The sequence below is a fragment of the Ruegeria sp. CF4 genome, from assembly GCF_056537345.1.
The window spans coordinates 40,303-64,883 of the sequence record NZ_JBQFRJ010000013.1 but is presented as its reverse complement, the minus strand read 5'-3'; the positions used below and the strand labels follow the sequence as shown (position 1 = coordinate 64,883).

The following is a 24,581-nucleotide window of genomic DNA, read 5'->3' as shown; positions in this document are numbered from 1 at the left end:
TTAAATACTCGTTAAGAACACGCTAGCAAATATCCCGCCAACACACATCACGTTGCCGGAATCCAAACATCGTTGCACTGACGCAGGTTAGTTCGTTTTCGGCGTCACCTGATCCTCGGACACCAAATGCATTTGAGATTCCAATAAAATCTCAGGTCATTGGCCGCCGACTAACATCGATCAGCGCGCGCCTGCCATTTGCACATTATTCTAAATTACAACGCCAGTACTACCGCGGCGCTTACGAGCGTGTACCGCGGCAGACTGCGCGGGGAAGATCCAACAAACTAAATGGAGGACAAAGGTGAGCACAAGATCGTCCAGTTCTTTGGTGACGTTTTCAAATCCGTTCTCTTTGTCCGGCTACCCGGATGTACTTCCTGCAGGCGAGTATGAAGTAGTTGTCGAAGAAGAGCTACTGCAGGGCCTGAGTTTCGAAGCATATCGCAGAACCGGAACCTACCTGACAGTTCGGGGCAAAGGCAGCAAGCCAGGTCGCACGGAAATGCGCCCAATTGACCCAGAAGATTTTGAACTGGCGCTCAAGCACGACCAGACCTTGGCCACATCTAACAATGACAGCGATGCGGCGCTTTCCCCGCAGGAGGAATAGATTATGAACACGCCCGAATGGCTTAAACCCGGAATCTACGGTGCTCTGATCGGCGGGGTTTTCGTAGGCGTCGTTGGATTTTCATGGGGTGGATGGATGACCGGCGGTAGCGCGGACAAGATGGCCAACGCCATGTCCCGCGATAATGTAATCGCTGCGTTGGTTCCGGTCTGCGTCGACATGGCGAGAACTGACGCCCAACGCGCCGAAAAAATAACGACGATCAAAGAGGCTTCTTCTTTCAAGCAGAAGGATGCCGTCATGGCGGCTGGCTGGGCAACGGTGCCGGGATCCCAAACTCCTAACAAAGACCTGGCGCAGGCCTGTATCGAGGGGCTGAACCTGGATGGATCGTAACTCAATCACTCAACATTCGGACAACGCCGTTTGCATCAGGGCAAATCGAAAAAATCAGCACCGGTTTTGCGCTCACTTAATGGCTGCGTTGTTTGTTGTCGTCTTCAGCAGTTTGGCGGGCTCCTTTATCTCATCAAGTCCCGCATCGGCCGAAACAAATTCGATCCCGGATAACGCGCATCCCAAAAAGTATGGCGACGGTTGGGAATGCGATTTGTCCTATCGGTTGAAAGGCGAAGAATGCGTGGCCATTGTCGTGCCGGGAAATGCCTACCCCACAAACAGAACCTATGGCTCAGGGTGGGCATGTATGCATGGCTTTGTTGAAGTTGGCGGCACCTCATGCACTGAAGTGATTGTGCCTGAGGGTGGATATCTCGATCCATCAGGTGAGAGGTGGCGGTGCCTGCGTGGATACACAAGAGTAGACGATAGCTGCCAGAAAATCGTGGTGCCGGATAATGCTTACCTAACGAATAGCACTTATGGATCTGCATGGCGTTGCAACCGTGGCTACGAAAAAGACGGAGAAGCATGCGTGGCAGTAGCGGTGCCGGAAAACGCTTTTCTGAACGCATCAACCAGCGGGCGTCCCTGGACGTGCGAGCGTGGGTATTTTGAGCGCGACGGACAGTGCGATGCCGTGTTTGTGCCTGAAAATGCTTTCTACGATGACGCGATCCATGGAGTTGGATGGAAATGCGAACGTGGTTACGAGGCGTCCGGTGATCGCTGCAATGCAATCGAGTTACCAGAAAATGCCCATATCGACCGATCCGGTAATAGGTGGGAATGCCACAGAAATTATCATCAGTCAGAAGGTCAGTGTGTTCTGAACAATTGAGGTTTCAGGCAGAGAGCCCATTTTTCCAAACTTCACAATTTGTGCCCGTTCTTACCAAGGACGGCGCGTTTCACACTCCCAAAAGGAACAGATATGAAACCCCTACCCATTGCGTCGGATGACAGGAAGTTCATTGCCAGCAATGCGCAAAAGCTGCCGCCTGAACAAGCAGTTTTTCCAGAGCTTCACCGCAAGACACTTGTGACAGATACACCGACTGCAATTGTGTATTGCGAAGGAAACTTCGCAAAGATCGATGGCAAGACGGCTAATGGTCTCGTTCGACATTCACAGGCCTATCGCGTTCTTTCGGTGATCGACAGCACGTATGGCGGTTGTGACAGTGGCAAAGTGCTTGATAATGTCGCAAATCAGGTTCCCATCTTCGATGATCTTGATGCCGCCGTCGCTAATGAAGCTACTATCCCCGACACGTTTATTTACGGAATGGCGCCGGCCAGCGGCAGAATGTCCCTTGAAGATCGCGAAGCTGTTGTGGATGCGATAACGCTCGGAATGAACATCGTCAGTGGGCTGCATGAATTTCTTTGCGATGACAAAGAGCTCGCCGGATTTGCCAAAATTCACGATGTCACGATACGCGACATTCGCAAGCCGCGGCCTAATCGCGACCTGCGCCTGTTAGATGGCAGTGTTGGAGACGTCCAGGCGATCCGCATCGCGGTGTTCGGCACCGATTGTGCAATTGGAAAGCGTACAACCGCGACAATCCTGACAAGTGCCCTTAACGCGCATGGGATCAAAACAGTTTTGGTCGGTACCGGCCAGACAGGATTGATGCAGGGCGCCAAGTATGGTGTCGCGATGGATTCGGTGCCGCCGCAATTTTGCTGTGGCGAGCTTGAGCGCGCTGTTGTTGCAGCATCTGAAGATGAACACCCGGATGTCATAGTGATCGAGGGCCAGGGCGCGCTAAGCCATCCGGCCTTTTGCACATCAGCCTTCATTCTGCGAGGCAGTCAGCCACATGCAGTTATTCTTCAACACGCGCCCAAACGAAAACGTCGATGTGATTTCCCCAACATGACAATGCCCGACCCTTGCGATGAAATCACCCTGATCGAGGCTTTTGCGAACACAGAGGTAATTGGCATGACGATCAACCATGAAGGAATGAATGATATTGAGATTTCAAAGGCCATCACAGACTATAACCGCAAATTGTATCTCCCGGTCACTGACGCATTGAACCGTCCTCCAAAAAACTTGGTGAATATGGTTCTATCTGCCTTTCCGCGCTTGCAATCCGTACGTGCTACGACGATTGAATGAGCAAGCTGCGTATTGACGTTGATCTGGACAAAATTCGGTACAACACACGGTTCCTGGTCGACCACCTTAGACCCCGCGGAATTACGGTGACAGGTGTGACAAAAGCCGTTTGCGGTCATCCTGAGATTGCGAATGCTATGCCTGAAGGTGGCGCGACAGGGCTGGCGGACGCGCGGATCAGCAATATCATACGTATGCGCGATGCTGGGATCTCGTGCTCCATATCCTTGATCCGAACGCCCATGCTGAGCCAGGTCGCGCAAGTTGTTGATAACTGCAATGTCAGCTTCAACACAGAAATGGACATTATCGCAAGCCTGGCCGTGAGTGCGCTGGGAAAGAACATTACTCACAGTATTATCCTGATGGTGGAAATGGGGGATATGCGGGATGGCATCTTGCCTGAACACCTTGAGCGCACTGTGTCTCAAATTCTTAGAATGGAAGGGATTTCTCTGAAGGGGATTGGTGCAAATTTTGCCTGTCTGGGTCATGTGGCACCCTCTGCAGGAGCAATGGCATTGCTTTCGTCGCTTGCCGTCGATACCGAACTTGCAAGTGGACCCGCTCTGGAAACAGTGTCAGGCGGCGGTTCTGCCAGTTTGCCATGGGCGCTTGGCAAGGGGGCGACCGGAAAGATCAACAACCTGCGTCTGGGTGAGGCCATCCTGTTAGGTACCGATCCCGTTTCGGGATACGCGATCGACGGGCTTTACACAGATGTTTTTACGCTTTGGGCGGAAGTGATCGAAACGAAGACCAAATCAAATCCAAATCCCTTGCAATTGAATTATCCCATACCTTCAATGCAGTGTGTGACTTTAGACAGTCCTTCGAACACTCGGTCGATCCTTGCCATTGGACTCCAGGACACCGATGCGGCGGGTCTAATTTTCCCTGCTGGCGTCACGTTCGTCGGAGCCACCAGTGATCATATCGTTGTTGAAAACACCAATTGTCTGCTTCGCCCTGGTGGCGAGGTGAAGCTGAAATTGAACTATAGCGCGCTCTCGCGCGGCATGGCTGCATCCGATGTAGCAAAAGTCTTCCATGGTGATGGCGCATTGGTTGACTGCACCGCAGCGAACACTGATCGCCCATATTCGAAGCGAAAGTAGCGCGCCAGGGTTGCCGCCGCCTCGGTTCTGCTTCATCCACCCGTCCTATTCTACGGCTTTACGTAGTAAATTGGGCCACCAATACCTATATTGGTGGTACCCGCATTCACTTTTCACACCCTATCTGGGCTCGTGAGTGTTGCGGACAATCAAAGGATCAAAATGATGTCTTTCAAAGACCTTACGACCAGAGCGGCTGCCGCACTGAAGGAAAACGATGCGGACGCGTCAAAAAAAGAAGTGACGTCGAAAGGGCAGGACGCCGTCCCCGAAAAATCAAAGCCTAAACCTCAAAACTGATAATACCCTGCCGGGAGCGGGTGGCTTGTTCTTGTTTACATCTCCGAGCGAGCGGTATCAGCAAAGGAGAACTACCCAAATGAACCAACTAATCAGCAAGACAATCGCAGTCTTTTCCAGGCCGTTTACTTTCCCTGGCTTTGACGAATTACTCCCGGCGGGCGAATACGACATAGAAACTGAGCTTTCCGCACCACCAGATTATTTGGATCCAGAAGCCTGGAAAGCATCGGTGTTAATCTGTCTGCATCCACGGAAATCTCACCCCGGTCTGGCGCGTACCTTGACCGTTTCTCTTACTGATTTGGAGAGAGCCCGCGCGAAGGATAAACTGTCTTCAAAGCAGTTGTCGCAGTTCTTGCTCGACCAACTTTTGGCCGATCCCATGGTGCAATTGATTATGGAAGCGGATGGTGTGTCTGAGACTCAACTTCGGCACCTCTACTCTGAGTCGCTCATTTCTGAGGCAGACGACGGATCATCAGATCAACGAGCCATACCACGAGGATGCGCAAGCGGTTCTCGGTATGCTTTCGCTGTCCAAGCTGCTGAGAACGAAGGAATGCCAGTTCGTCCTATTAAAACCCCTCGGATTACAGGCCGTCCCATCGGACAGTCTGAACCAGGCAGCTCCTTCAATCTCAAGGCTTAGGGCTCGGAACTTTCTTTTCCAGTCGCTGTCTAAACCAAAACAGAAATCGAGGCTAAGAACTGATGGAAGACTTCGACAACGACGCAGATACGATCATGGCTCGCGCCCACAATGACGTGCCGCAAGAACGCCCGTGTCTTCGTTGCAGAACGCCATTCTGGAGCGAAGGGTTCGGAGAGCGGATTTGTCGACGCTGCAAGGGGTTGAGCGCGTGGCGAAATGGCGTATCAGTAAGCCCTGGGTTAGCTCGGCGTCGCTGATAACCTGACGCCGGTCTTACCAGCTTTTCTGATCATATCTCATTTTATCTTATTGGTGCTGACCCGGGCCTTTTAACGTGGAACCCGATCGGTAATCGGTGCTGAAGACGAAGCGTACGCGCGGTTTGGACTCGAACCGTTCTTATGCGTAGTGATATGGGCTCAAGCCGCCTAATGCACACACTTAAACCATGCCAGTATTCATAATCGGACAGCAGGCATTCACGCCGCTTGTACTACTCGGTGGTCAGCGCGGTGCTGTTGCTTGGGTGCGGAGGGTGGATCGGAGTGCAAAATATGCCAAGAGTCCAACTACCTGCAGTCACCCCAAAACCCAGAGCTTGGAACAAGGGGCGGATCATCGGTCAGAAACGACCGCTACTCCCAAAACAGGTCTGGGCGATCCGTGCCCGGCTCGAACTTTCTGGAAATCTGCGTGATCTCACAATGTTCAACGTCGCGATTGATAGCAAGCTACGCGGCTGCGATCTGGTCAAACTCGCTGTGACCGATCTTGTCAAAGACGATCGCGTCCGTGAGCGTGTTTCGGTGATCCAGAGCAAAACCAAGCGATCTGTTCAATTCGAACTGACGGAAAACACGCGAGAAACTGTATTGGTATGGGTAAAATCACCGGAAATGTTTGCTAGCCGGTTCATGTTTCCAAGCCGATTCCATGATCGACCACACATCTCGACGCGCCAGTATGGCAGGCTGGTTCGAGACTGGGTGACCGCAATCGGATTGGAACCGAGCGGATATGGCACGCATTCGCTTCGCCGAACCAAAGTAGCTGAGATCTACCGCAAGACAGGAAATCTCCGCGCGGTCCAACTTCTGCTTGGGCACACTAAGGTCGATAGCACCGTGCGATACCTGGGCGTTGAATTGGAAGACGCGCTAAGCATTGCAGAGCGCATAGACATCTGAGACAGTTTGGCGAGCGGCGCTGTCGGTCGCCAATCCATAGTGGTTCTAGTTCTTTTACGCAGGAGTGGGACGTAGCGTGCCCTGAGCGGAAGTGTCAAAATCTTGTTGCGTACGCTCGCAGCACAGTTTTCTCGGCTCAGGCGCAATTTACAGGGTGCGGGACCGAGCGGCCATTTGATCACGCCGCGAGTACTTGTGCAGAAGCCGCGCGAAAATCGCTGCGTTGCAGCCAATGTTATCAGGCCAGTCATTCATAGTCACGGGGAAGCCTTGATCACATACTCCTCTTTCGCCGCACTCAGGCCAGACAATTTCTTTCGGTAGTTCACCAAGGATCTTGGTCACCGGCAGTTTCAAAAACTACCTGCCCTGGCGGTACTTGCATTGCGACAAGGGAAACTTCCTTGACTCTATTCTGGCTAAGGACCACAAAAGTGCATTGGTGAAAGTTACTCGTCGCCGCGATGCTGCCGGCTTCGATGATCCAATGGCCTTCAGAATAACTGTAGCATGTGCCCCAGCATAGGAACGGGTTTCGCTGGGGTCTTCGCTATGAGCTCGTTCCTCGCAAGCATTCGCAACTGTCACCTGACAAGCCCCAGTCATCGCGTGAACCATGAAAGAAGGCGCCGTATGAACTGCACATGGCTTATGAATTGCGTGTTTGATGCCCGATAGATCAGGTCTCAGGCTCTTTTTCAATCAGTCATTCATCGTGTTTACGCGCTGCATTCTTTGTTTGATCCCGACACTCTTGGTGTTGCTCTCCGGAACGCAGCTTCCTGCCCAAGTCACAGGCAATGCTGATGGATCGGTCTGTGACGAAGGCTTCGAAAACAAGAACGGATCGTGTCAAAGAACAGACGTACCAAAAAACGCATATTTGACGGGTAGCTCCTATGGCAGCGGCTGGGAATGCAATCATGGTTTTCAAAACGTTGGAGAACTCTGTGAGGAAATAAGAGTTCCGGAAAATGCCTATCTTGCCTCAACCGGAGATCGGTGGGAATGCAACCGGTTGTTCCAGCGTATCGGGGACGAGTGTGAAGAGGTGATTTCACCTCAAAATGGGTACGTCGAAACTAGGTTTGGCGTACAAGAAATACACTGCAACTGGGGATTTCGTAAGGAGGATCAGGATTGTGTTGCGATTAATGTCCCGAGCAACGGCCGCCTGACTGACAAAAACAGCGCGGATGGTTGGGTGTGCCTCAGAGGTTACAGGGCAGCGGAGAGTAGCTGTGAACCTGTGGCAATTCCACAGCATGCATATCTTGCGCCTGAAACCTTTTCTGGATGGAAATGCAAACGAGGTTATCGCGCAAACCGGGACAGATGCATTGCGATCCTTGTCCCTTCAAATGCTCACTTGAATCGGAGAGGTGACGGTTGGGAATGCAATCGGCCGTTTACACGACAGAACGATAAGTGCACCGAAAATGTGCCGCGACAATAGGTTGGTGGGAACCAATACCTCCTTACATATCCGGAAGGACGAATCCGTGAACCATAACTCGATTGACGAAAACCTGGGTAAAATACTCAAAGCCGAAAAGGCGCAACGCTGGTCCTACAGCATAAAGATGTTTGTCGCATCGGCGGTGATTGTTGCGGCCATAATTGTGGTGGTGTTTCTCTGATGCGTAAAAGCACCCCTCAGGTTAGCCTCCGACACCCAAAATCGGCAATTCGCGACCTAGAACAAAGAGCATTTCAGGAACGCAGTGTTCGTAAGTCGCGGAACGCTGACGTAGCCGGTGTGATTGAGGAACAGTTTGGCAAGTACTTGATTAAGGCCGGCATTCTGAGCGGTAACAGCGTTGCGCGCGCATTCCCCAAGCCACCAGCTAAAACGCAGGCAATGATTGCCGATGCAGTTGGTGAAACACCAGAGTTGGCCATTGAAGCCTTAAAAGGAATTCTCGAAGAACGAGACAGGAAACGTAGCGGTCAACGACGTTTGGAAGGAAACTCCGGCACGCTCGTTCCCAGTGCAAGAGAATATGCAGAGGCATTGCGCCAGATCAGGCTCACCCCTGCGCAGGTCACAATGCTCAAAGCACTTACTATCGCAGGTAGGGAAGGTCTGACCATTGGTCACTTGTCTCAGGCAGCCGGTTACAAATCACGCGAGGCCTCCATCAAGGTTTTCAAGAAAATCGGACTATTGATCGCAGAATATCTGGAACTGGACCTACCCGAAGCCGGATCGGTACAGAATGATGGCGCCACTCAGGTCCTGGCATTTTCTCACATCGAAAGTGACGATGAGCCAGCAACTTGGATTATGCATCAGGAACTGCGCGACGCTGTTCGTTCGGTTCTATGACGTACGTTCCAGCCCCCGCTTTTGTAGAGAACTCTGAACCGGAACAAATGCACGAAAGGTTGCACACGTAGCTTATGCTGGAGAAGAAACCATACCCGCTCGACCTGATCTATGTACCTGTGAAGCGTGCAAAAACACTTGATCAGCAAAAAGTCCTGACGCTGGCCGAAGATATCCTGAAGAACGGCCAGAAGACCCCGATTCAGATACGCGCGGACAACAAGAGGTTCGTGCTGATTGAAGGCCTTCACCGACTAGAGGCCATTCGCGCCCTCGGCGGTGATACTGTCGACGCCTTTTTGGTGCGCGCCAGATTACACTAAACTCTTGTTGGGATTGGCGTTCGACAAAGCCTGAGAAAACGTCAGCAGGCGCTGACTTTCTTCATCCCAAAGATGCAATCGTGCGCAATGAAGGCTCTCATATAGAGTAATACGCTGGCAATTTTCCAACTCGGAATGGTCACGCAAAACCTCGTTTAGCCGATAAAACGGTATGCGGCTGGCAAGGTGGTGAACATGGTGCACACCGATATTGGCAGAGAACCACCGCAGGATGCCTGGCAGGGCGTAGTGAGAACTTCCATAGAATGCGGCGTTCTGAAGATTCCACACTTCTTCCCGCTCCCAAGTCGTGTGTTCAAACTGGTGTTGAATATAGAATAGCCAAATACCAATCGATGCGGCGACGATCATGGTTGGAAGGAATACAAAAACCAGTACATCCAGGCCTCCGGTCCAAAAAATCAGAGCCAGGACCACCGCAATCGCGGCGTTTGTTCCCATTGCACTTGCCCAATTCAGCCAGCCTGACCGCATGAAACCAAAGGGCAAGCGATTTTAAAAAAAGAACGTGTAGACCGGTACTATACAGAACAGGAAGAAGGGGTTCCGGATTAACCTGTAAGCGGCACGCCCCAACCAATTCCGTTTCAGGTATTCCTCAATGGTCAATGTAGGAATGTCACCCGTACCACGCCGATCAAGGTTACCGGTTGAGGCATGGTGAATCGCATGGCTTTGCCGCCAGACGTCATAGGGTGTCAGGGCGAGAACACCCAGAACCCGGCGAGTCCAATTGCAAACGGTGCGGCTTCTAAAGAAAGATCCGTGACCACAATCATGCATGATGATGAAGATACGCACCAGAAATGCGGCGTTCAGGATGGCCAGTAGAACAGTGACCCAGATACTAAGGGATAGCGCAAACCACGCAGCGCCCCATAGCGCGAAAAAGGGGATGACAGTGATTGCCAGTTCAAAAACGCTACGCTTCGTATCGGGCACATGGTATTGCGCGAGCGCCCGGGTCAATTCCTGCTGTTGCAACTGACTTGTTCTCCAACGGCTCTTAGGTAGGAGCCCTCTGAGCAAACGGGCACCCCAGAAGGGTGCCCCCAGCAGGCTATGCGAGTGCCAGGTTGGCGGCGTTGTCGCGTCCGTCACGGCCAGCTTCAACGTCGAAGGTAACCTTCTGGCCGTCCTTCAATTCGCTAATGCCGGAACGTTCAAGTGCTGAAATATGCACGAACACGTCGCGCTTGCCATCTTCGGGTTCGATAAAGCCAAAACCTTTGGTCGAGTTGAACCATTTTACTGTGCCATTTGCCATGGTCGAAGTCTCCTAATACTTGCCGCCCGCATTATTGCGGCGACTCGGCGTGGTCGGTCTGAATCGAAAGACTGAACGCCGAATTTGGGAGACAGCAGGTCGAAAAAGAAAAACGTAAGCCGTGTGTATATGGCCTTCGAGTACACACGATACAAGCCTTGATACAATGGAGGACCACAGAATATCTGAATCCGCCTAGCCCAAGTTAGAACAAGGATAAGCAGAACCTTTGCTCTGTAGTTCGGAAATCAGAGGTCGGCTTCCGATAAAACCTGCCGAATACGTATGCAGCAAATTGATTGCTCGGGCACGGCAGGTAGGGCTGTCTGTCCGAATTCACCGCGCGCTACAAGAACACCGTGGCGATGCACAAATGTTCATTGATTGATGGAAACATTGCTAAATCAACGAGTTGACCTCTCTAACGAACGGTAGATTTTGTGCGGCCCGAATCTTGGGTCATGCTGCGTTGGCATAGGGCGACTGCGAGCCTCAAAGTGCCATTAGTAGGTCCGTATCTGCGCAAGCATCGGGCAAGAAACATTTCCGATGTTACAGTTGGCCGTAAGTTCATTCAGAGCGGCCTCCAATCGCTTAAGTTCGATTATCTTCATACGCACATTGGAGATATGAAGCTCGGCCAGTTCCTTAACGGATTGGCAATCCTCGCTATCACCTTCGGACAGGTTGAGAAGCACCTTTGCATCGGCAAGCGCAAAACCCAAGTCTCGGCACTTCCTTAGAAAACAAAGCCGTCCCACATCGTGCGCAGAGTACATGCGTCGATTATTCGATGCCCTTTCTGGTTTCGGCACGATCCCTTCGCGTTCGTAGTAGCGGATAGTTTCAATTCCGACACCGCTTTGCCGGGATGCCTCCCCAATCGCAAACATGTGAGATTTCCTGTCTTGATCCTGTAGTGGCTACAGAAGTTATACGAGAGGTTGTTGTCTCTACAACTCCGCGCGACGTAGTCCATCAGGGAAACAGAATGCAGAAGTACCTTAGCCTCAGCTATTTGGGATCGCTATCAGCGCTTGGCGTCGCGACTTGCTGCGTTTTGCCCATGATGATGATGTTACTGGGGCTGGGCGGCAGTTGGTTGGCAATCTTTGGGAAGGTTGCGGCAGCGAGTTACTATGTGCTGACGATTTCAACGGCACTCGTCGCGATATCATGGCTGGTATCTTATCGGCGCGGTTCCTTACCGACGTTAAAATGGCGGCTTGCAGGAACAACTCTAATCACCGGCGTGGCTTGGGTCGTTGTGTTTAACGAGGCACGGATTAACGATTACCTGATCATGCAGATGTGAGACTATGACAAAACAAACTGTAGTCCTAGAAAGCACCCTGATTTGCCCGAAGTGCGGCCACAGCGAAACCGAGCAAATGCCAACGGATGCTTGCCAGTGGTTCTATGAATGCAAGTCGTGCAAAACAGTTTTGAAGCCGTTGGAAGGCGACTGTTGTGTTTACTGTTCATATGCGACGGTCCCGTGTCCACCAATTCAGCTAGGCGATAGCTGTTGCGGATGAAGTGAAGGACGGCTTTGTTGAGCAAACTGTGAACTGCCGCCGCGAGCATCGCTGCTATTTGCATGAATGACAGTTCTTTCCGCTGCTTGGCCGCACAAGATATTCGGCAGTTGCAATGTTGTTACTGCTACAAGCGCATGCAGCAATAAAATCCAGGGTACAGGTTGGGCTCTTTCTGGGCTTTCTCTGCACCTGAGACGAATGGCTGATATCACTCTGCTCCAACGCAATGGAAAACCTTTGAGTCGCAAAAGGCAAAACTAGTGCATCGAGGAAAATCCAGTTGATTCAAAATCAATGACTTGGCCGCGTGCCAATGGCAAAACTATGAGTCGCCCGACACCGTGTTGAACGTCACACGAACCTGACCCAACCGTCATAGTTGGACCAGAAGCAAGGTGAACGTTCGACATCGGAAGGCGCCCCCGATGTTGGACATCAGTTGAATTGTGACCTTTGAGTCATAAACTGGGTTCGAGGTTTTGAAGAATGGACCGGAAACCCTGAAATCCGAGTTGGAACGTGCAAGGCGTCGGTCTTCCACCAAGCGGTCATATTTCACAACAGATATGGGCGAATTCTATACCTGGCTGAAAGAAACTGAAGAGGACCCGGCAACAGCGGAGCTCAGGGCTTGCGTGCAGGATTTTGTACGGGAGAACTATCCGCTGCAGACCGGCGCGAAAGTTCTGGGTACGGAAATTTCAGCACCCAAACTCATCACGCTTGAACGCGTGCGGGAGCTACATGGGGTTCATACAGGATCAAATGGCGTGGGCATCCGTAGTGAAAAAGAACGAAGATCGCCACGACCTCATGACCGAGGGCAATAACTTGCTGCGGTTCATAGTGAGAAAAGACGCGGGACTCGGTTCGTGATCTAACGATGGCCGCAACGGGCCAAACTGCTTCGGTCGTCTCAACGGCCACCTGAGCCAAAGTGCGCGGCGGAGTTATGGAATGCTTCCGCCGCACATACTCACCAATAATAGTGGTGGGGCTTGCGCCCATCGGGCCAGACTAGGTCGTCAGGATCAGCGCCTTTCAGGATGCCGGACGCAAGAGCCTTGGATTTGCGTCTCGTTGGACGCGTGTGACAGGTGATGTCGTGATAGCGTGGCCAATTGCCAAGCCACCGGACCTCATCCGGGTCTTTTCCGAGACGACGGCTCAGACCTAGGCGTGAGTACCCGTTCCCAAGCACGGTACGGGGACGTTTGCGTTTGTAGTGGGCCATGTCATTGGCCTTTCATGCAGTTTCTGAACTACATGGCACCCTCCATCGGTTGGCTCGTTGGTTCGGGCTGGGCTCGGATAGACGGCCGAAAACGCAGCCCGTCTGAATATCGGACTGGGCGAACAAGATCAATGGGGCGGGAAAAAGCCGCTCAATGTGGTGTTAGGTGATTGGGCCGGTAGGCTGTGGACGGACGGACCACTCAACCAGAGATTGCTTCACATAACACCCGTCACGGATGATTGCGGTTTGTTGCGCTTGGCACTTTCAAGCTTTGGTTGTTCTAAGCGACCAGTAGGCCGACACTGTGTTAGGTGTATCTTGAGATCCGCTTGGCCCAACAATGCACCAATTCGCTGCGTTTGCTCGAATGTCGACAATTTCGCCAGTGCTTGGACTAGAATCGAGCTCTCAGCGAGGCCTCCGAATTTTGCCGGTCATTCGCAAGCCATCGCGAATGTTCAATCCCATCATCGCGAGGTTGGCTGCGCCAGCGATCAACTCAATCACCTGAACTGTGTAAAAGGTGCTGTCGAACTCGCCAGCAGCGGCTTTGCCAGCCAGAAACCAAGCAGCCGGTACGAGGATCAGCAAGCCGTTCAGCGCAATGACAGGCATGCGGCTTTTCTTGGCCTTCGTAAGTGCATCCTTGCGTTTCCGGCCCATTGCCATGCCTGACCCGCCAGCGATGGCCATTGCCGGGATGAGGATGAACATGCCTTTCAAGATCAATGCCTTGACGGTTGCGACTGTTTCATGGCTCGCAAAGAGCTCGCTGGAGGCTGTTGATGTCCAGAAGAGGAGGATCATCACAAAGCCGATGCCGCCCGTGATGGCGTGAATCTTTGTTTTCATAGCGGTCCACTCAAATTGGCTTTTGGAAAAGATTTCGTCAGGCCGTGCAGCAATTTTGCACCGCAACCTTCTCGAACAGATGGGGGGCGGTCACAGCGCTTGAGGGATAGTGGCTGAGCTGCCGCTGAAACTCGGGGTTTGAAAACGCGGCGCGGAAGTCCGCAACAGAGTCCCAGACCGCGTAGTTCAGGTACATGCTGCCGTCACCAATAGCCTTATGCAGTTGAGTGCTGATGTAACCCGGCTGCTTTTTCATCCATTGGGCATCGCTCTTCCAAGCTTCAACCAAGGCGGTTTGGTCACCGGGATCGACTGTGAAGAGATTGACAAGAACGACGGGTCCAGCGTCGATGCCCAATTGCCGCTCAATAGGAAACTCGGGGTCGAGGGGTTTGAAGCTGACCATTTCGGTACTCCTTGAAAGTAGTTTCATTTTGGTGTCATGTTGTCATATTTAGGAAGCTTCAAGCATAATGACAACACGTTGTCAAATAAAATGAGGAATCGACATGCCGGATGCGCGAAGGACCGAAGAAGGAGAAGCCGTGACAGCATTGATACTGGATGTGTTTCGGCTGAACGGTCGATTGCAGCTTGCCGGTGATCGCCTCGTATCAGAACTCGGTCTAACAAGTGCCCGATGGCAGATTCTTGGTGCCATCGCCTATTCTGATCGACCGGAATCCGTTGCCTGGCATGCACGGACGATGGGCGTTCACCGGCAGGGCGTACAACGGATCATCAATGAATTGAGCAAAGAAGGCATGGTGGAGTTTCAGCCGAACCCACACCACAAGCGGGCGCACTTGGTTGTCATGACTCGAAAGGGGCAGGAGTTTTACGAAGCCGCGATTGCGAAGCAAATCCCATGGGTGAATGAACTCTCGAAAGGTCTGTCGCCAGATGATATTGCGACAACGCAAGAAGTTGTGGGCCGTCTCAAAACACGCCTTGAAGAAACCTCAACGCGACAAGATCAGAGTTCGACCCAAAGCTGACATTCGTACAGAGTGCAGCATCGGACGTTCTGGGCTCTATGTTTGAATCCGCCGCGCTTGGAACAAACGGCAGCTCAGCCAAATTTTGCTAGAAAAAGGATTTAGCACTCAGGCGCGCTCGACCCCTAAAACGACTAGGCATAGATGGGTTTTTTGTTTTGCCTATGTCTCTGCAATAGCTTTCTGGCTTTTTTTCCAACAGCAAAGGTTCTGGCATCAGTCATGGCGGAATTTCCAGATGAAGGAAACGCATTCGGGAAAATCATCTCCAACTCCCGGCACTGCTCTTCGCCCAGAATTTTCTCGGCCTGTTCCCGCCCTGGGTGCTGTTTCCAGGACCTCCAGACCTCATGTACCGTGGCAGTTCTTTAAAACTAGGCAACCAGCCAACTGGGCTGAGAGCCAATTGCAAAACCGCCAGTTTTGGTAAAAGTTGCGCTCTTACTCGACAAAAGTTGCGTTTCAAGCCGGACAAGTTCCGATTCATACCGGACGACACAGAGGAAAATCATGGCTGGGGTGGTAGGATTCTGATTTTCTCAAAAAACATTTAATTTCAATAAGTTGCAACTGGTTTGGCGAGAAAATGTTGCGGGATTTGTTGCGGGAATTTCTGCAACGCAGAAACCTGTCATTTCTTATCGCGTCTTTGAATCGCGTCCAATTGGGACTGGGGCAAAGTTGCATAGACTTCGTCGACATGCTTCGGTTCTGAGATCATCTTCTCTGCGACAAGGTTTAACAACCGGAACAGGGTTTCGGCGGTCGCTCGGTCGTCTCGAAGGTCAATTTGGCCCGGGTGGACGGCATTGTTTCCTATGACGCGCACAGCATCCAGCGCCTTTTGAACACGAGTGTCCAAACCATTCTGAACAAGGGACTTAATGTCTTCATTTATGTTCTTGCCCGACTGCCCAAGCTCCACACATAGCTTTTGTATTGCCAGACGGATTAGCGCCGCAGCACCTCGAGGTGACACATCAAGAATCGCACTTGCCTCGTCGTAGTCACGCCTAATTTCGGCTGGTAGATCAGAATTCGCTACTGGGGCACTCCCAACAACAGGATAAACTAAACGATTGTAAATCCAAACCGAAAGCTGATCGCAGTTATAGCAGCGGCTCAACCAGAGGTTCCCAATGTGAGAATTTACGTACTTTTCATCCTTTTCAAAAAAAGGAGCACCGGTTGCGCAACGCTCGACCAATCTTCGCATATCCTCGCGTACTTCGTCCTTAAACTGATCAAAGTCGAAGTTGTCGACTCGTTCGCGCGTCCAGATTTGAGGTGTCGCGTCTTTGTCCATTGGATGCGCGTAGGCTGACCGCCAAAACTGTTTGGCCAGCGCGCCACAATGTGGGCAGTTGAATGCGGTTTCTTCAGTCGACGGTGGAACGTATTTCATCTTGCCTCAAACAAAAAGGGACTCCCCAATTATTTCAAAGCCTTAGTGAAAGCGCCAGATGCAGGCAACTTCAAAAATGTTGCGGGATTTCTCCTCATCCCGCAACATTTACGGAACGAGATTATAAAACCTTGTTCAAAATCAATATGTTACGGGAAAATCATGGCTGGGGTGGTAGGATTCGAACCTACGATACACGGTACCAAAAACCGCTGCCTTACCACTTGGCTACACCCCAACGGTGAGCGGCTATCTACGACTGTTGGTTGCGGGGTTCAAGAGCTTTTTAGGACAAAAGTGTCATCAATCTGGAAATAATTTTGAATGACACTTGCGGTGGATGTGATCCGATAATTCAACACCATATCGGCGTCTTCATTGCTTACCTGTTATGCCCGCGCGCGAAGAGTTTGAGGGGAAGATCAATGCCCGAGATAAGACGGCCGATGCAGTTGCAGGTGAAACTCAGCTACAGAAGGAAAATTGTAAGGTATTGTTTATTATTATAAAATAAGAAGCCTCGCCATTGAGGATATCAATCCCTGATACTATCTTCCAACCACACGCCACTGAGTTGGAAGGAGCACGCGATGAATCTGAACCCAAAAGTCGCCGAGGCGCTGAACAAGCAGATCAATAATGAGTTGAACGCTTCCTACAGCTATCTTGCAATGTCGGCTTATTTCGAGGCTCAGGATTTGCCAGGATTTGCCAGTTGGTTCCGGGGCCATTCGGCCGAAGAGGAAACACACGCGATGCGGATCTTCGATTTTGTCGCCAAGCGAGGCGCGCGAATTGAGTTGGAAGGGATTGCGAAACCGCACTCGGATTATGCGTCGCCGGTCGACGTGCTGGAGCAGGCCTTATCGCAGGAACAGACTGTAACGGGACAGATCAACGCTTTGTTCGAATTGGCTCAGGCTGAAAAGGAATATAGCACGCAAAACATGCTGAACTGGTTTTTGGCCGAACAGATCGAGGAAGAGGACTTGTTTACCTCCATTCTCGATAAGGTGAAGGCGGCAGGTACGGATCGCTGGAATCTGCTGCTTCTGGATCAGGAGCTGGCTCAGCGTGGCGGGGGTGAGGCTGCGGAATAGCTATTCGCGGATTTCGGCAGCATCAACGCCCCAAAGGTTGCTTTTGAGCGTCCACCCACGAAACCCCCCGGCAGAGATACGGCACCAGTCGGGGGTGCAGGTTCCCAGCCGCGCCACTACGCCTGTTTCGAAATGGGCGTTGACCTGTGAATTAGGGTCCGGTGTTGCGTAGACAGGCAGCAAGTCCGCTTCAACCAGGACTGTCCGCACTCCGGACAGAAGGGCATAATGAACCCAGCCTCCAGCACCGTCGCGGTCCTGTACCTTCCGCCAGTTTCCATATTCTGCGGTGATCTGCAGCGGCATGTCGCGGCGTTTGAATACCCAGTCGATTCGGTGGGTCAGGGATGGGCCACGGCGGACATTACCCTCGGCAGCTTTCATCGAGACATAGCGTGGCAGCGGCAGATTCGTGACCGGGCCGCGTTTGTCCTGCGCGGACACAGCGCCGGCGACAAACGCAAAAACAAATGCGGCAATCACCGTTATCACACGGCGTTTCACTGAAAACCTCGCACTCACTGCCTGCCTGCTCTTATTGCCTGTTGACCGTGTTTCGAAAAAAGCTCGGGTCTGTGCCCAAGGGGTTCTTGTGCCCCGTGTCATCCTGCGCCACGATGCCATGGCGCGCGGCGATTTGCAAAGCGGTAGGAGGGCTGAGGTGCCAAGAGAACGTCTGAGTGTTGTCGTTACGCGACGATTGCCCGAAGCAGTGGAAACCCGGTTGAGTGAACTGTTCGATGTGCGGTTGCGCGACGATGACTCGCCGATGACACGCGATCAGCTGGTTGCGGCGGTGAAAGAGGCCGATGTGCTGGTACCGACCATCACCGACACAATCGACGGAGGCATTCTGGGCCAAGCGGGCGAAAATTTGCGCCTGATTGCGAATTATGGAGCCGGTGTCGACAATATCGATGTGGCAACCGCCCGGCAGCGCGGCATTCTGGTCTCGAATACGCCCGGAGTGCTGACTGATGATACAGCGGACATGACGATGACGCTGATCCTTTCTGTAACGCGACGCATCCCGGAGGGGCTGAGCGTGATGCAAAAAGGCGATTGGGAGGGCTGGGCACCAACAGCTTTGCTTGGCGGCCGAGTCGGTGGCCGCCGCCTGGGGATTCTCGGCATGGGTCGGATCGGGCAGGCCGTTGCCCGGCGAGCTAGCGCATTCGGGATGCAGGTGCATTACCATAACCGCCGCCGCCTGCGCCCTGAGATCGAGCAGGAGCTTGAAGCAACCTATTGGGACAGTCTGGATCAGATGGTTGCCCGGATGGACGTCATCTCGATCAACTGCCCATCGACTCCTTCGACTTTCCACCTGATGAACGCGCGGCGGCTGAAGCTGATGAAACCTTCGGCGGTGATCGTGAACACCTCGCGTGGCGAGGTGATCGACGAAAACGCCCTGACCCGCATGATCCGTGCAGGTGAGATCGCTGGCGCCGGATTGGACGTGTATGAGCACGGCACCGATGTGAACCCGCGACTGCGGCAACTGCCCAACGTGGTGTTGCTGCCGCATATGGGCTCGGCAACCCTGGAAGGGCGGATCGAGATGGGCGAGAAGGTGATCATCAACATCAAGACCTTCGAGGATGGTCACCGTCCGCCAGATCAGGTCCTGCCCGCAATGCTGTAAGCGTCAGGCGTAAAAGGGGAACATGATGGTGCAGGCACCCACTCTGCCACGCAACGAGGTCGGGATTGAGACGGCGTTGGGGATATTGAAGCAACGCTTCGGGGATCGATTGCAAACCGGTGCGGCGATCCGAGAACAGCACGGCCACACAACCACATGGATCGAGAACCAGAGCCCCGATGCAGTAGTGTTTCCGCAATCCACCGAAGAAGTGGCCGAGATTGTCCGAACCTGTGCCGCGCATAAGGTGCCGGTGATCCCGTTTGGCACGGGCACCTCTCTTGAAGGGCATGTGAATGCGCCTGCAGGTGGAGTGTCGGTTGATCTGAGCCAGATGAACAGAATTCTGTCGGTCAATGCGGGCGATCTGGATTGCACCGTACAACCCGGCGTGACCCGTGCCGACCTGAACACATATCTGCGTGATCAGGGACTGTTCTTTCCTATCGATCCGGGCGCCAATGCTTCGCTGGGCGGGATGGCGGCCACCCGAGCCTCGGGTACAAACGCGGTGCGTTATGGGACGATGAAGGATAACGTGCTGAGTCTTGAGGCGGTAATGCCCGACGGGCAGGTCATTCGCACAGGCCACAGGGCACGTAAGTCTTCGGCGGGATATGACCTGACGCGCCTGTTGATTGGGGCTGAAGGGACACTGGGGATCATCACCGAGATCACTCTGCGCCTGCAGGGCATTCCCGAGGCAATCAGCTCGGCCCGTTGTTCTTTCCCGACCGTGGATGCGGCTTGTCAGGCGGTGATGATGACCATCCAGTACGGCATACCTGTGGCTCGTATTGAACTACTGGACCAGATGTCTGTACGTGCGGCCAATGGCTATTCCGGGCTAGACCTGCCTGAAACCCCAATGCTGTTGCTTGAGTTCCACGGATCAGACAGTGGTGCCGCGGAACAGGCCGACAGCTTCGGTCAGATCGCTGAGGATTTCGGTGGCACGGATTTCGCCTCGACCTCGACGACCGAAGAACGCAACAAGCTTTGGCAGGCGCGGCACGATATGTACTGGGCCTGCCTGCAACTTCGCCCGGGCGCGAGCGGCATTTCAACCGATGTCTGCGTTCCGATTTCGCGACTGGCCGAATGTGTGACGGCGGCTCAGGACAAGGCGGAGGAACTTGGCTTGCAGGCTCCGATCGTTGGTCATGTCGGTGACGGGAACTTTCACACTTTGGTGCTGCTTGACATGGACAGCCCGAAAGAAGTGTCTGCTGCCGAAGCTTTCGTCGGTTGGCTGAACGATCTGGCGATCTCGATGGACGGCACCTGCACCGGAGAACACGGGATCGGGCAGGGCAAACGCCCCTATCTGGTCAAGGAACTTGGCGCAGCGACGGGCTACATGTCAGCGATCAAATCAGCACTGGATCCCGATAACATCATGAATCCCGGCAAGATTCTCTGACCCCACTTGCGAGGGTTGGTCATAACAACGCCTCAATTTTATGTGAGTGGTTCGGGCAAGAGCAGTATTTGATTCCGAGGTTATTCATGGGTGTATTGCGGTTCATCGGATTCCTGTTGATCGCCGTCATAGTTGTTGCAGGTCTGGACTATTTCCAACAGGACAAGAAAACCGAAGGCAGATTGTCGTTTGGCGGGTATGTGGACACCATCAATCAACGGTTCAACTTGTATCAGGCCGAACTCGCTGCTGAAGAAATTGAGCGTGAGCGGCAGAAACGTTGGAAAGAAGGACCCAGAGGCCATCTCCCCGCATCGGCTGACGGTTGGGTCCGTCGCGCTATCGCCGATGCTGACTATGCTCGTGATGCTCGCGAGGGGGTTCTGCAGGATAACATAAGCGAGGCCGCCCGACCGCTGGCCAAGAAACTCGCGGTTCAAGAAGTCGAACAACTGGCCATCAAGCTTGATCGTACCAGTGCAGTTTACGAAGACGGCGTTCATACCGTTTGGCTTCAGATGCGGTTCAGAGCAAACGCAAAGTCCAACACCTTGGCTGGTAACATCGCCATGTCCATGGAAGGGTTGGGCACGGGTGCGCGGGATTACACGCCGTTCGGCATCATAGGCGGCGTGGCATATTTTCAGTTTGCGCAAAACAGATACAGTGTGATCACCGTAGATGATCGGTCATTCTGGTCGATGGTCACCGCCGGGATCACGGATTTGGAAGCTGACCCCGGGTTTGATATCTATAAGGCGACCATTGGTCTGGGGGAAGAAATCCGTCTGCAAATCTATTCAGATGCGCCCGCGCCGAAGCTGCGCGGGTTTCTGGAGCAGTTGGATTATGACGAATTGAACGCTTTGCTCAGTCAACCGGTGCCCGGTGTCGGCAACGGGTCGAAATCCGATCCGGAACGCGAGGGCGATGTGGCGGCCGAGATGGCTGCATTGCGCAAGGAATTCGTCAAACTGCGCAATGAACTGGCGCGGTTGCGGCTTGAAAACATTGATGAGCTTTCGTTGATGGCCAACACACTGGCCAGCCAATATGGCTTGCCTAACGATGCTTTCGACCTCACGGCAAATAGAATCGAATCGTCAGAAGACCTGGTTCAGGTTGGATACCGCAAGGGGCTGGCGGATATCCTGGATGGCGAAATTCAGAAGGCTGAGACAGGCGGCGGGAATGTCTTTGGAAAGCTGTTTGCCAAATTCAGTGGAGATTCCGCTTCGGAGGAGGCTGAACCCGAGGCCACCGGTGGCGGGTTTCTGAGCGGTTTGATGTCGGCTTTTGGCAAATCCGATTCTGACAAGGAAACTGTGGTCCGTGTAAACAAAGGCGGATCAGGTACAAGCAGCGATTGCCTGACCAAGGGCGCATTCAAGCACTGCACTCTCGGCGGCGGATAGCGACCCTTCATAAGACACAAAAACGACCCGGCTCATCGCGTGGGTCGTTTTTCTTATATCACTGGTCGGATGAATGTCGCGCCGGGGCGCGCAAATGCGCCATATGGTGTCAACTGAATTCAAGGGGAGACACCCGGCTATGAAAACCCAAGTCAAAGCACTGGTCGTTGGCGGCGGCGCCGTCGGGACCTCGATCGCCTATCACCTGGCCAAAGCGGGCTGGGACGATGTGATGTTGATCGAACGGGACGAACTGACGTCCGGATCAACATGGCACGCGGCCGGTCTGCTGCCGCTGTTCAACATGTCCTATGCGACAACCCACATCCACAAATACTCGGTCGACTTTTACAAGACGCTTGAGGAAGAAACCGGCCTGAACGCCGGCTTTGCTGTCGTGGGCAACTTGCGCATGGCACAGACGCAAGAGCGTATGGATGAATACATGCTCTATGCGTCCACCGCCGAGACATGTGACGTTGCTTATGAATGGCTGACGCCCGATCAGATCAAGGAACGCTGGCCGCTGATCGAAACCAGCGATCTGAAGGGCGCGATCTATCACACCGAGGACGGCTACATTAACCCCGCCGACGTCACCCAGGCGATGGCCAAAGGTGCGCGTCAGCGCGGTGTCGACATTGTTCGCAAGATGCAGGCCGATGCGTTCCACTGGAACGGCACCCATTGGGAAGTTACCTGCACCAAGATGGTCGAGAAGGGTGGCAATCTCGTTCCTTCAGATGAGCAGGTTGTGATCACTGCCGAGCATGTCGTGACTGCATCAGGTAACCACGCACAGCGGACCGCCAAGATGCTGGGTATCAAGATGCCTGCGATCCCGGTTGAACACACCTTCATCGTCATGGACAAAGACCCCGAGCTGGTCAAATGGCGCGAAGCGGGCAACCCCGAACACCCCGTTGTGCGCGACGCCGACAACGAATCCTACGCGCGTGAGGAACGCGGTGGCTGGATTCTGGGTATCTACGAACATGGCGCTCCTGCGCAGTTCGAACATGGCGTGCCGGACAGCTTCCGCGCCGACCTGTTCCCGCTGGATCTGGACCGGATCGCGGATCAGTACATGGCGATGGCCGAACGCGTTCCCTCCTGCGCTGAATCCGGCCTGAAGGACGATTTCAACGGCCCAATCTGCTACACTCCTGACGGCAACCCGTTGGTTGGTCCGGCGCCGGGCCTGCGCAACATGTGGCTGGCCGAGGGTTTCTCGTTCGGCATCACCGCTGCTGGCGGCACCGGCTACTATCTGGCGCAGATGATGGTCGACGGCGAAGCCGAGATCGACATGGCCTCGCTAGACCCCAAACGCTACAGCAGCAACTGGATGACCACCGAATTCGCGGCGCGCAAGAACGAAGAGTGCTATGAGCACGTCTACATCCTGCACCACCCCGACGAAGAGCGTGAGGCCTGCCGTCCGCTGCGCACCGTTCCGGCCTATGACAGGCAGAAGGCGCGCGGAGCTCAGTTCGGCTGGGTGAACGGCTGGGAACGTCCGAACTATTTCGGCCCGCTGGACGCGTCGGACAATTTTGACAAGGAAAGCCGCTCGTTCCGTCGTGGTGGCTGGTGGCAGTATGCCGTCGAAGAAGCCAAGGCGATCCGAGAAGGCGTTGGCCTGATCGACGCGTCGGCCTTCACCAAGCATGTCGTCAAAGGCCCCGGTGCGACCCAGTTCCTGGATTGGTTTACGTGCAACAAGCTGCCCAAGGTCGGTCGTATCAACCTGACCTACGCGCTGACCTCGCACGGCACCACCCGCACCGAATACACCATCGTCCGCTATGGCGAGAACAACTACTACATCGTCTCCGCCGGTGCCTGGACCGAATATGACGCCGACTATCTGCGCAAGGCGGCCGAAGAGAAGATGGAGGAGTTCGGTTACATCGAAATCCAGGACGTGACCACGCAGTGGGGCGTCTTCGCCATCGCCGGACCCAAGTCGCGCGACGTTTTGAAAGAGGTCATCAAAGACGCTGACCCGGATACCGCGCTGTCCAACAAGCGCTTCCCGTGGCTATCGGCGCGTCAGATCGAACTGGGCATGTGCCCTGTGAACGCGATCCGCGTGGCCTATACCGGTGAGTTGGGCTGGGAACTTCACCACCCGATCGAGATGCAGAACTACCTGTTCGACCTGCTGGAAAAAGCCGGTGAGAAGCACGGTATGAAGCTGGTCGGTGCGCGCGCCCAGAACTGGCTGCGTCAGGAGAAATCCTATCGCGCCTTCGGTACCGAACTGGGCCGCGACGCGACCCCGCTTGAGGCTGATCTGCCGCGCTTTGTCGATCTGTCCAAGGATTTCCACGGCAAGGCCAAGCTGGAAGAAACCGGCGTGCGCGTGAAGTGCTGCACTCTGCTGATCGACGGACCGGACGATGCTGATCCATGGGGCCGCGAAGTGCTCTATACGCCGGAAGGTGAGCGCGTTGGCCGTTTGACATCGGGCGGTTACTCGGTCGCGTTCGAGAAATCCATCGGTATGGGCTATGTGAAGCCCGAACTGGCGGTCGAAGGCACCAAGCTGCAGGTCAAGATGCAGGACAAGCTGTGGGATGCAGTTGTCACCTGCGACAGCCCTTACGATCCGAAGAATGAGGTCATCCGCAAGGACGGATAAATCAAAAG

The 24,581-nt window shown here is 53.7% G+C and carries 27 protein-coding genes, 1 tRNA gene and 1 pseudogene; 20 read left to right on the top strand and 9 right to left on the bottom strand.

What is annotated here, in order from left to right:
* The first annotated feature begins 304 nt into the window (after positions 1–304).
* The 11 genes from ACR0NF_RS19510 to ACR0NF_RS19460 all read left to right on the top strand — a co-directional run bounded on the left by ACR0NF_RS19510 (position 305) and on the right by ACR0NF_RS19460 (position 9,019).
* The gene (locus tag ACR0NF_RS19510; protein ID WP_170329073.1) at positions 305–613 is read left to right on the top strand and encodes a hypothetical protein; all 309 of its coding nucleotides are present in this window, start codon (positions 305–307) and stop codon (positions 611–613) included.
* A 3-nt stretch (positions 614–616) separates the two neighbouring features.
* Entirely contained in the window at positions 617–970 is a 354-nt protein-coding gene (locus ACR0NF_RS19505) for a hypothetical protein (RefSeq protein ID WP_170329075.1), read from the top strand.
* Between the two features lie 79 nt (positions 971–1,049).
* Positions 1,050–1,814, top strand: coding sequence for a hypothetical protein (locus tag ACR0NF_RS19500; protein WP_480778810.1), 765 nt, complete (start codon positions 1,050–1,052; stop codon positions 1,812–1,814).
* A 93-nt stretch (positions 1,815–1,907) separates the two neighbouring features.
* On the top strand, positions 1,908–3,107 hold the full coding sequence (locus ACR0NF_RS19495) for an N-acetyltransferase DgcN family protein (RefSeq protein ID WP_480778809.1): 1,200 nt from the start codon (positions 1,908–1,910) through the stop codon (positions 3,105–3,107).
* A complete protein-coding gene (locus ACR0NF_RS19490; protein ID WP_480778808.1) occupies positions 3,104–4,225 on the top strand; it encodes an alanine/ornithine racemase family PLP-dependent enzyme in 1,122 nt (373 codons plus the stop codon). The genes ACR0NF_RS19495 and ACR0NF_RS19490 overlap by 4 nt, the downstream gene beginning before the upstream one ends.
* A 165-nt stretch (positions 4,226–4,390) precedes the next feature.
* Positions 4,391–4,525 carry a hypothetical protein gene (locus ACR0NF_RS19485; RefSeq protein ID WP_269149748.1) on the top strand — a complete coding sequence of 45 codons (135 nt, stop codon included), beginning with the start codon at positions 4,391–4,393 and terminating at the stop codon, positions 4,523–4,525.
* Between the two features lie 79 nt (positions 4,526–4,604).
* Complete coding sequence (locus ACR0NF_RS19480) at positions 4,605–5,177, top strand: hypothetical protein (protein WP_170596899.1); 573 nt, start codon at positions 4,605–4,607, stop codon at positions 5,175–5,177.
* Between the two features lie 557 nt (positions 5,178–5,734).
* Positions 5,735–6,367 carry a tyrosine-type recombinase/integrase gene (locus ACR0NF_RS19475; RefSeq protein WP_170403722.1) on the top strand — a complete coding sequence of 211 codons (633 nt, stop codon included), beginning with the start codon at positions 5,735–5,737 and terminating at the stop codon, positions 6,365–6,367.
* A 1,502-nt stretch (positions 6,368–7,869) separates the two neighbouring features.
* A complete protein-coding gene (locus tag ACR0NF_RS19470) occupies positions 7,870–8,007 on the top strand; it encodes a hypothetical protein (RefSeq protein ID WP_170613979.1) in 138 nt (45 codons plus the stop codon).
* A complete protein-coding gene (locus tag ACR0NF_RS19465; protein ID WP_480778807.1) occupies positions 8,007–8,696 on the top strand; it encodes a hypothetical protein in 690 nt (229 codons plus the stop codon). The genes ACR0NF_RS19470 and ACR0NF_RS19465 overlap by 1 nt, the downstream gene beginning before the upstream one ends.
* Before the next feature lie 74 nt (positions 8,697–8,770).
* Positions 8,771–9,019 carry a ParB N-terminal domain-containing protein gene (locus ACR0NF_RS19460; RefSeq protein WP_170447556.1) on the top strand — a complete coding sequence of 83 codons (249 nt, stop codon included), beginning with the start codon at positions 8,771–8,773 and terminating at the stop codon, positions 9,017–9,019.
* Here the strand turns inward: ACR0NF_RS19460 and ACR0NF_RS19455 are convergent.
* The 3 genes and pseudogenes from ACR0NF_RS19455 to ACR0NF_RS19445 form a co-directional block, all read right to left on the bottom strand.
* A pseudogene (locus tag ACR0NF_RS19455) lies at positions 9,011–9,982 on the bottom strand (fatty acid desaturase). The gene ACR0NF_RS19460 and the pseudogene ACR0NF_RS19455 overlap by 9 nt on opposite strands.
* A 118-nt stretch (positions 9,983–10,100) precedes the next feature.
* Entirely contained in the window at positions 10,101–10,307 is a 207-nt protein-coding gene (locus tag ACR0NF_RS19450) for a cold-shock protein (RefSeq protein WP_480778806.1), read from the bottom strand.
* Between the two features lie 503 nt (positions 10,308–10,810).
* The gene (locus tag ACR0NF_RS19445; RefSeq protein WP_480778805.1) at positions 10,811–11,200 is read right to left on the bottom strand and encodes a MerR family transcriptional regulator; all 390 of its coding nucleotides are present in this window, start codon (positions 11,198–11,200) and stop codon (positions 10,811–10,813) included.
* A gap of 98 nt (positions 11,201–11,298) precedes the next feature.
* Between ACR0NF_RS19445 and ACR0NF_RS19440 the strand changes: the two genes are divergently transcribed.
* The 3 genes from ACR0NF_RS19440 (at position 11,299) to ACR0NF_RS19430 (ending at position 12,678) form a co-directional block, all read left to right on the top strand.
* The gene (locus tag ACR0NF_RS19440; RefSeq protein ID WP_170499188.1) at positions 11,299–11,622 is read left to right on the top strand and encodes a hypothetical protein; all 324 of its coding nucleotides are present in this window, start codon (positions 11,299–11,301) and stop codon (positions 11,620–11,622) included.
* Positions 11,623–11,626: 4 nt separating this feature from the next.
* A complete protein-coding gene (locus ACR0NF_RS19435) occupies positions 11,627–11,845 on the top strand; it encodes a GDCCVxC domain-containing (seleno)protein (protein WP_237217120.1) in 219 nt (72 codons plus the stop codon).
* Positions 11,846–12,414: 569 nt separating this feature from the next.
* The gene (locus ACR0NF_RS19430; protein WP_480468815.1) at positions 12,415–12,678 is read left to right on the top strand and encodes a hypothetical protein; all 264 of its coding nucleotides are present in this window, start codon (positions 12,415–12,417) and stop codon (positions 12,676–12,678) included.
* 146 nt (positions 12,679–12,824) lie between these two features.
* Here ACR0NF_RS19430 and ACR0NF_RS19425 read toward each other — a convergent pair whose 3' ends face one another.
* The 3 genes from ACR0NF_RS19425 to ACR0NF_RS19415 form a co-directional block, all read right to left on the bottom strand.
* A complete protein-coding gene (locus ACR0NF_RS19425; protein WP_480468816.1) occupies positions 12,825–13,082 on the bottom strand; it encodes a hypothetical protein in 258 nt (85 codons plus the stop codon).
* 411 nt (positions 13,083–13,493) lie between these two features.
* The gene (locus ACR0NF_RS19420) at positions 13,494–13,937 is read right to left on the bottom strand and encodes a hypothetical protein (RefSeq protein WP_480468817.1); all 444 of its coding nucleotides are present in this window, start codon (positions 13,935–13,937) and stop codon (positions 13,494–13,496) included.
* A 37-nt stretch (positions 13,938–13,974) separates the two neighbouring features.
* On the bottom strand, positions 13,975–14,343 hold the full coding sequence (locus tag ACR0NF_RS19415; protein WP_480468818.1) for an antibiotic biosynthesis monooxygenase family protein: 369 nt from the start codon (positions 14,341–14,343) through the stop codon (positions 13,975–13,977).
* A gap of 139 nt (positions 14,344–14,482) precedes the next feature.
* On the opposite strand from ACR0NF_RS19415, the gene ACR0NF_RS19410 reads away from it, so the two are divergent.
* Positions 14,483–14,935, top strand: coding sequence for a MarR family winged helix-turn-helix transcriptional regulator (locus ACR0NF_RS19410; RefSeq protein WP_480778804.1), 453 nt, complete (start codon positions 14,483–14,485; stop codon positions 14,933–14,935).
* Between the two features lie 631 nt (positions 14,936–15,566).
* Here the strand turns inward: ACR0NF_RS19410 and ACR0NF_RS19405 are convergent.
* Both ACR0NF_RS19405 and ACR0NF_RS19400 read right to left on the bottom strand, forming a co-directional pair.
* A complete protein-coding gene (locus tag ACR0NF_RS19405; protein ID WP_480468820.1) occupies positions 15,567–16,340 on the bottom strand; it encodes a DUF4145 domain-containing protein in 774 nt (257 codons plus the stop codon).
* 163 nt (positions 16,341–16,503) lie between these two features.
* A tRNA-Gln gene (locus ACR0NF_RS19400) sits at positions 16,504–16,578 on the bottom strand.
* 352 nt (positions 16,579–16,930) lie between these two features.
* Here ACR0NF_RS19400 and ACR0NF_RS19395 point away from each other — a divergent pair.
* The gene (locus ACR0NF_RS19395; protein WP_480468821.1) at positions 16,931–17,440 is read left to right on the top strand and encodes a ferritin; all 510 of its coding nucleotides are present in this window, start codon (positions 16,931–16,933) and stop codon (positions 17,438–17,440) included.
* On the opposite strand, the gene ACR0NF_RS19390 is transcribed toward ACR0NF_RS19395, so the two are convergent.
* Positions 17,441–17,944 carry an SH3 domain-containing protein gene (locus ACR0NF_RS19390; protein ID WP_480778803.1) on the bottom strand — a complete coding sequence of 168 codons (504 nt, stop codon included), beginning with the start codon at positions 17,942–17,944 and terminating at the stop codon, positions 17,441–17,443.
* Between the two features lie 157 nt (positions 17,945–18,101).
* On the opposite strand from ACR0NF_RS19390, the gene ACR0NF_RS19385 reads away from it, so the two are divergent.
* The 4 genes from ACR0NF_RS19385 to ACR0NF_RS19370 all read left to right on the top strand — a co-directional run bounded on the left by ACR0NF_RS19385 (position 18,102) and on the right by ACR0NF_RS19370 (position 24,573).
* On the top strand, positions 18,102–19,088 hold the full coding sequence (locus ACR0NF_RS19385; protein ID WP_480778827.1) for a 2-hydroxyacid dehydrogenase: 987 nt from the start codon (positions 18,102–18,104) through the stop codon (positions 19,086–19,088).
* 25 nt (positions 19,089–19,113) lie between these two features.
* Positions 19,114–20,511: an FAD-binding oxidoreductase gene (locus ACR0NF_RS19380; RefSeq protein ID WP_480778802.1), complete on the top strand. Its 1,398-nt coding sequence runs from the start codon at positions 19,114–19,116 to the stop codon at positions 20,509–20,511.
* Between the two features lie 86 nt (positions 20,512–20,597).
* The gene (locus ACR0NF_RS19375) at positions 20,598–21,926 is read left to right on the top strand and encodes a hypothetical protein (protein ID WP_480778801.1); all 1,329 of its coding nucleotides are present in this window, start codon (positions 20,598–20,600) and stop codon (positions 21,924–21,926) included.
* A gap of 139 nt (positions 21,927–22,065) precedes the next feature.
* Positions 22,066–24,573 (top strand): GcvT family protein, encoded by a 2,508-nt coding sequence (locus ACR0NF_RS19370; protein ID WP_480468824.1) that lies wholly within the window; start codon positions 22,066–22,068, stop codon positions 24,571–24,573.
* Positions 24,574–24,581: the final 8 nt, after the last annotated feature.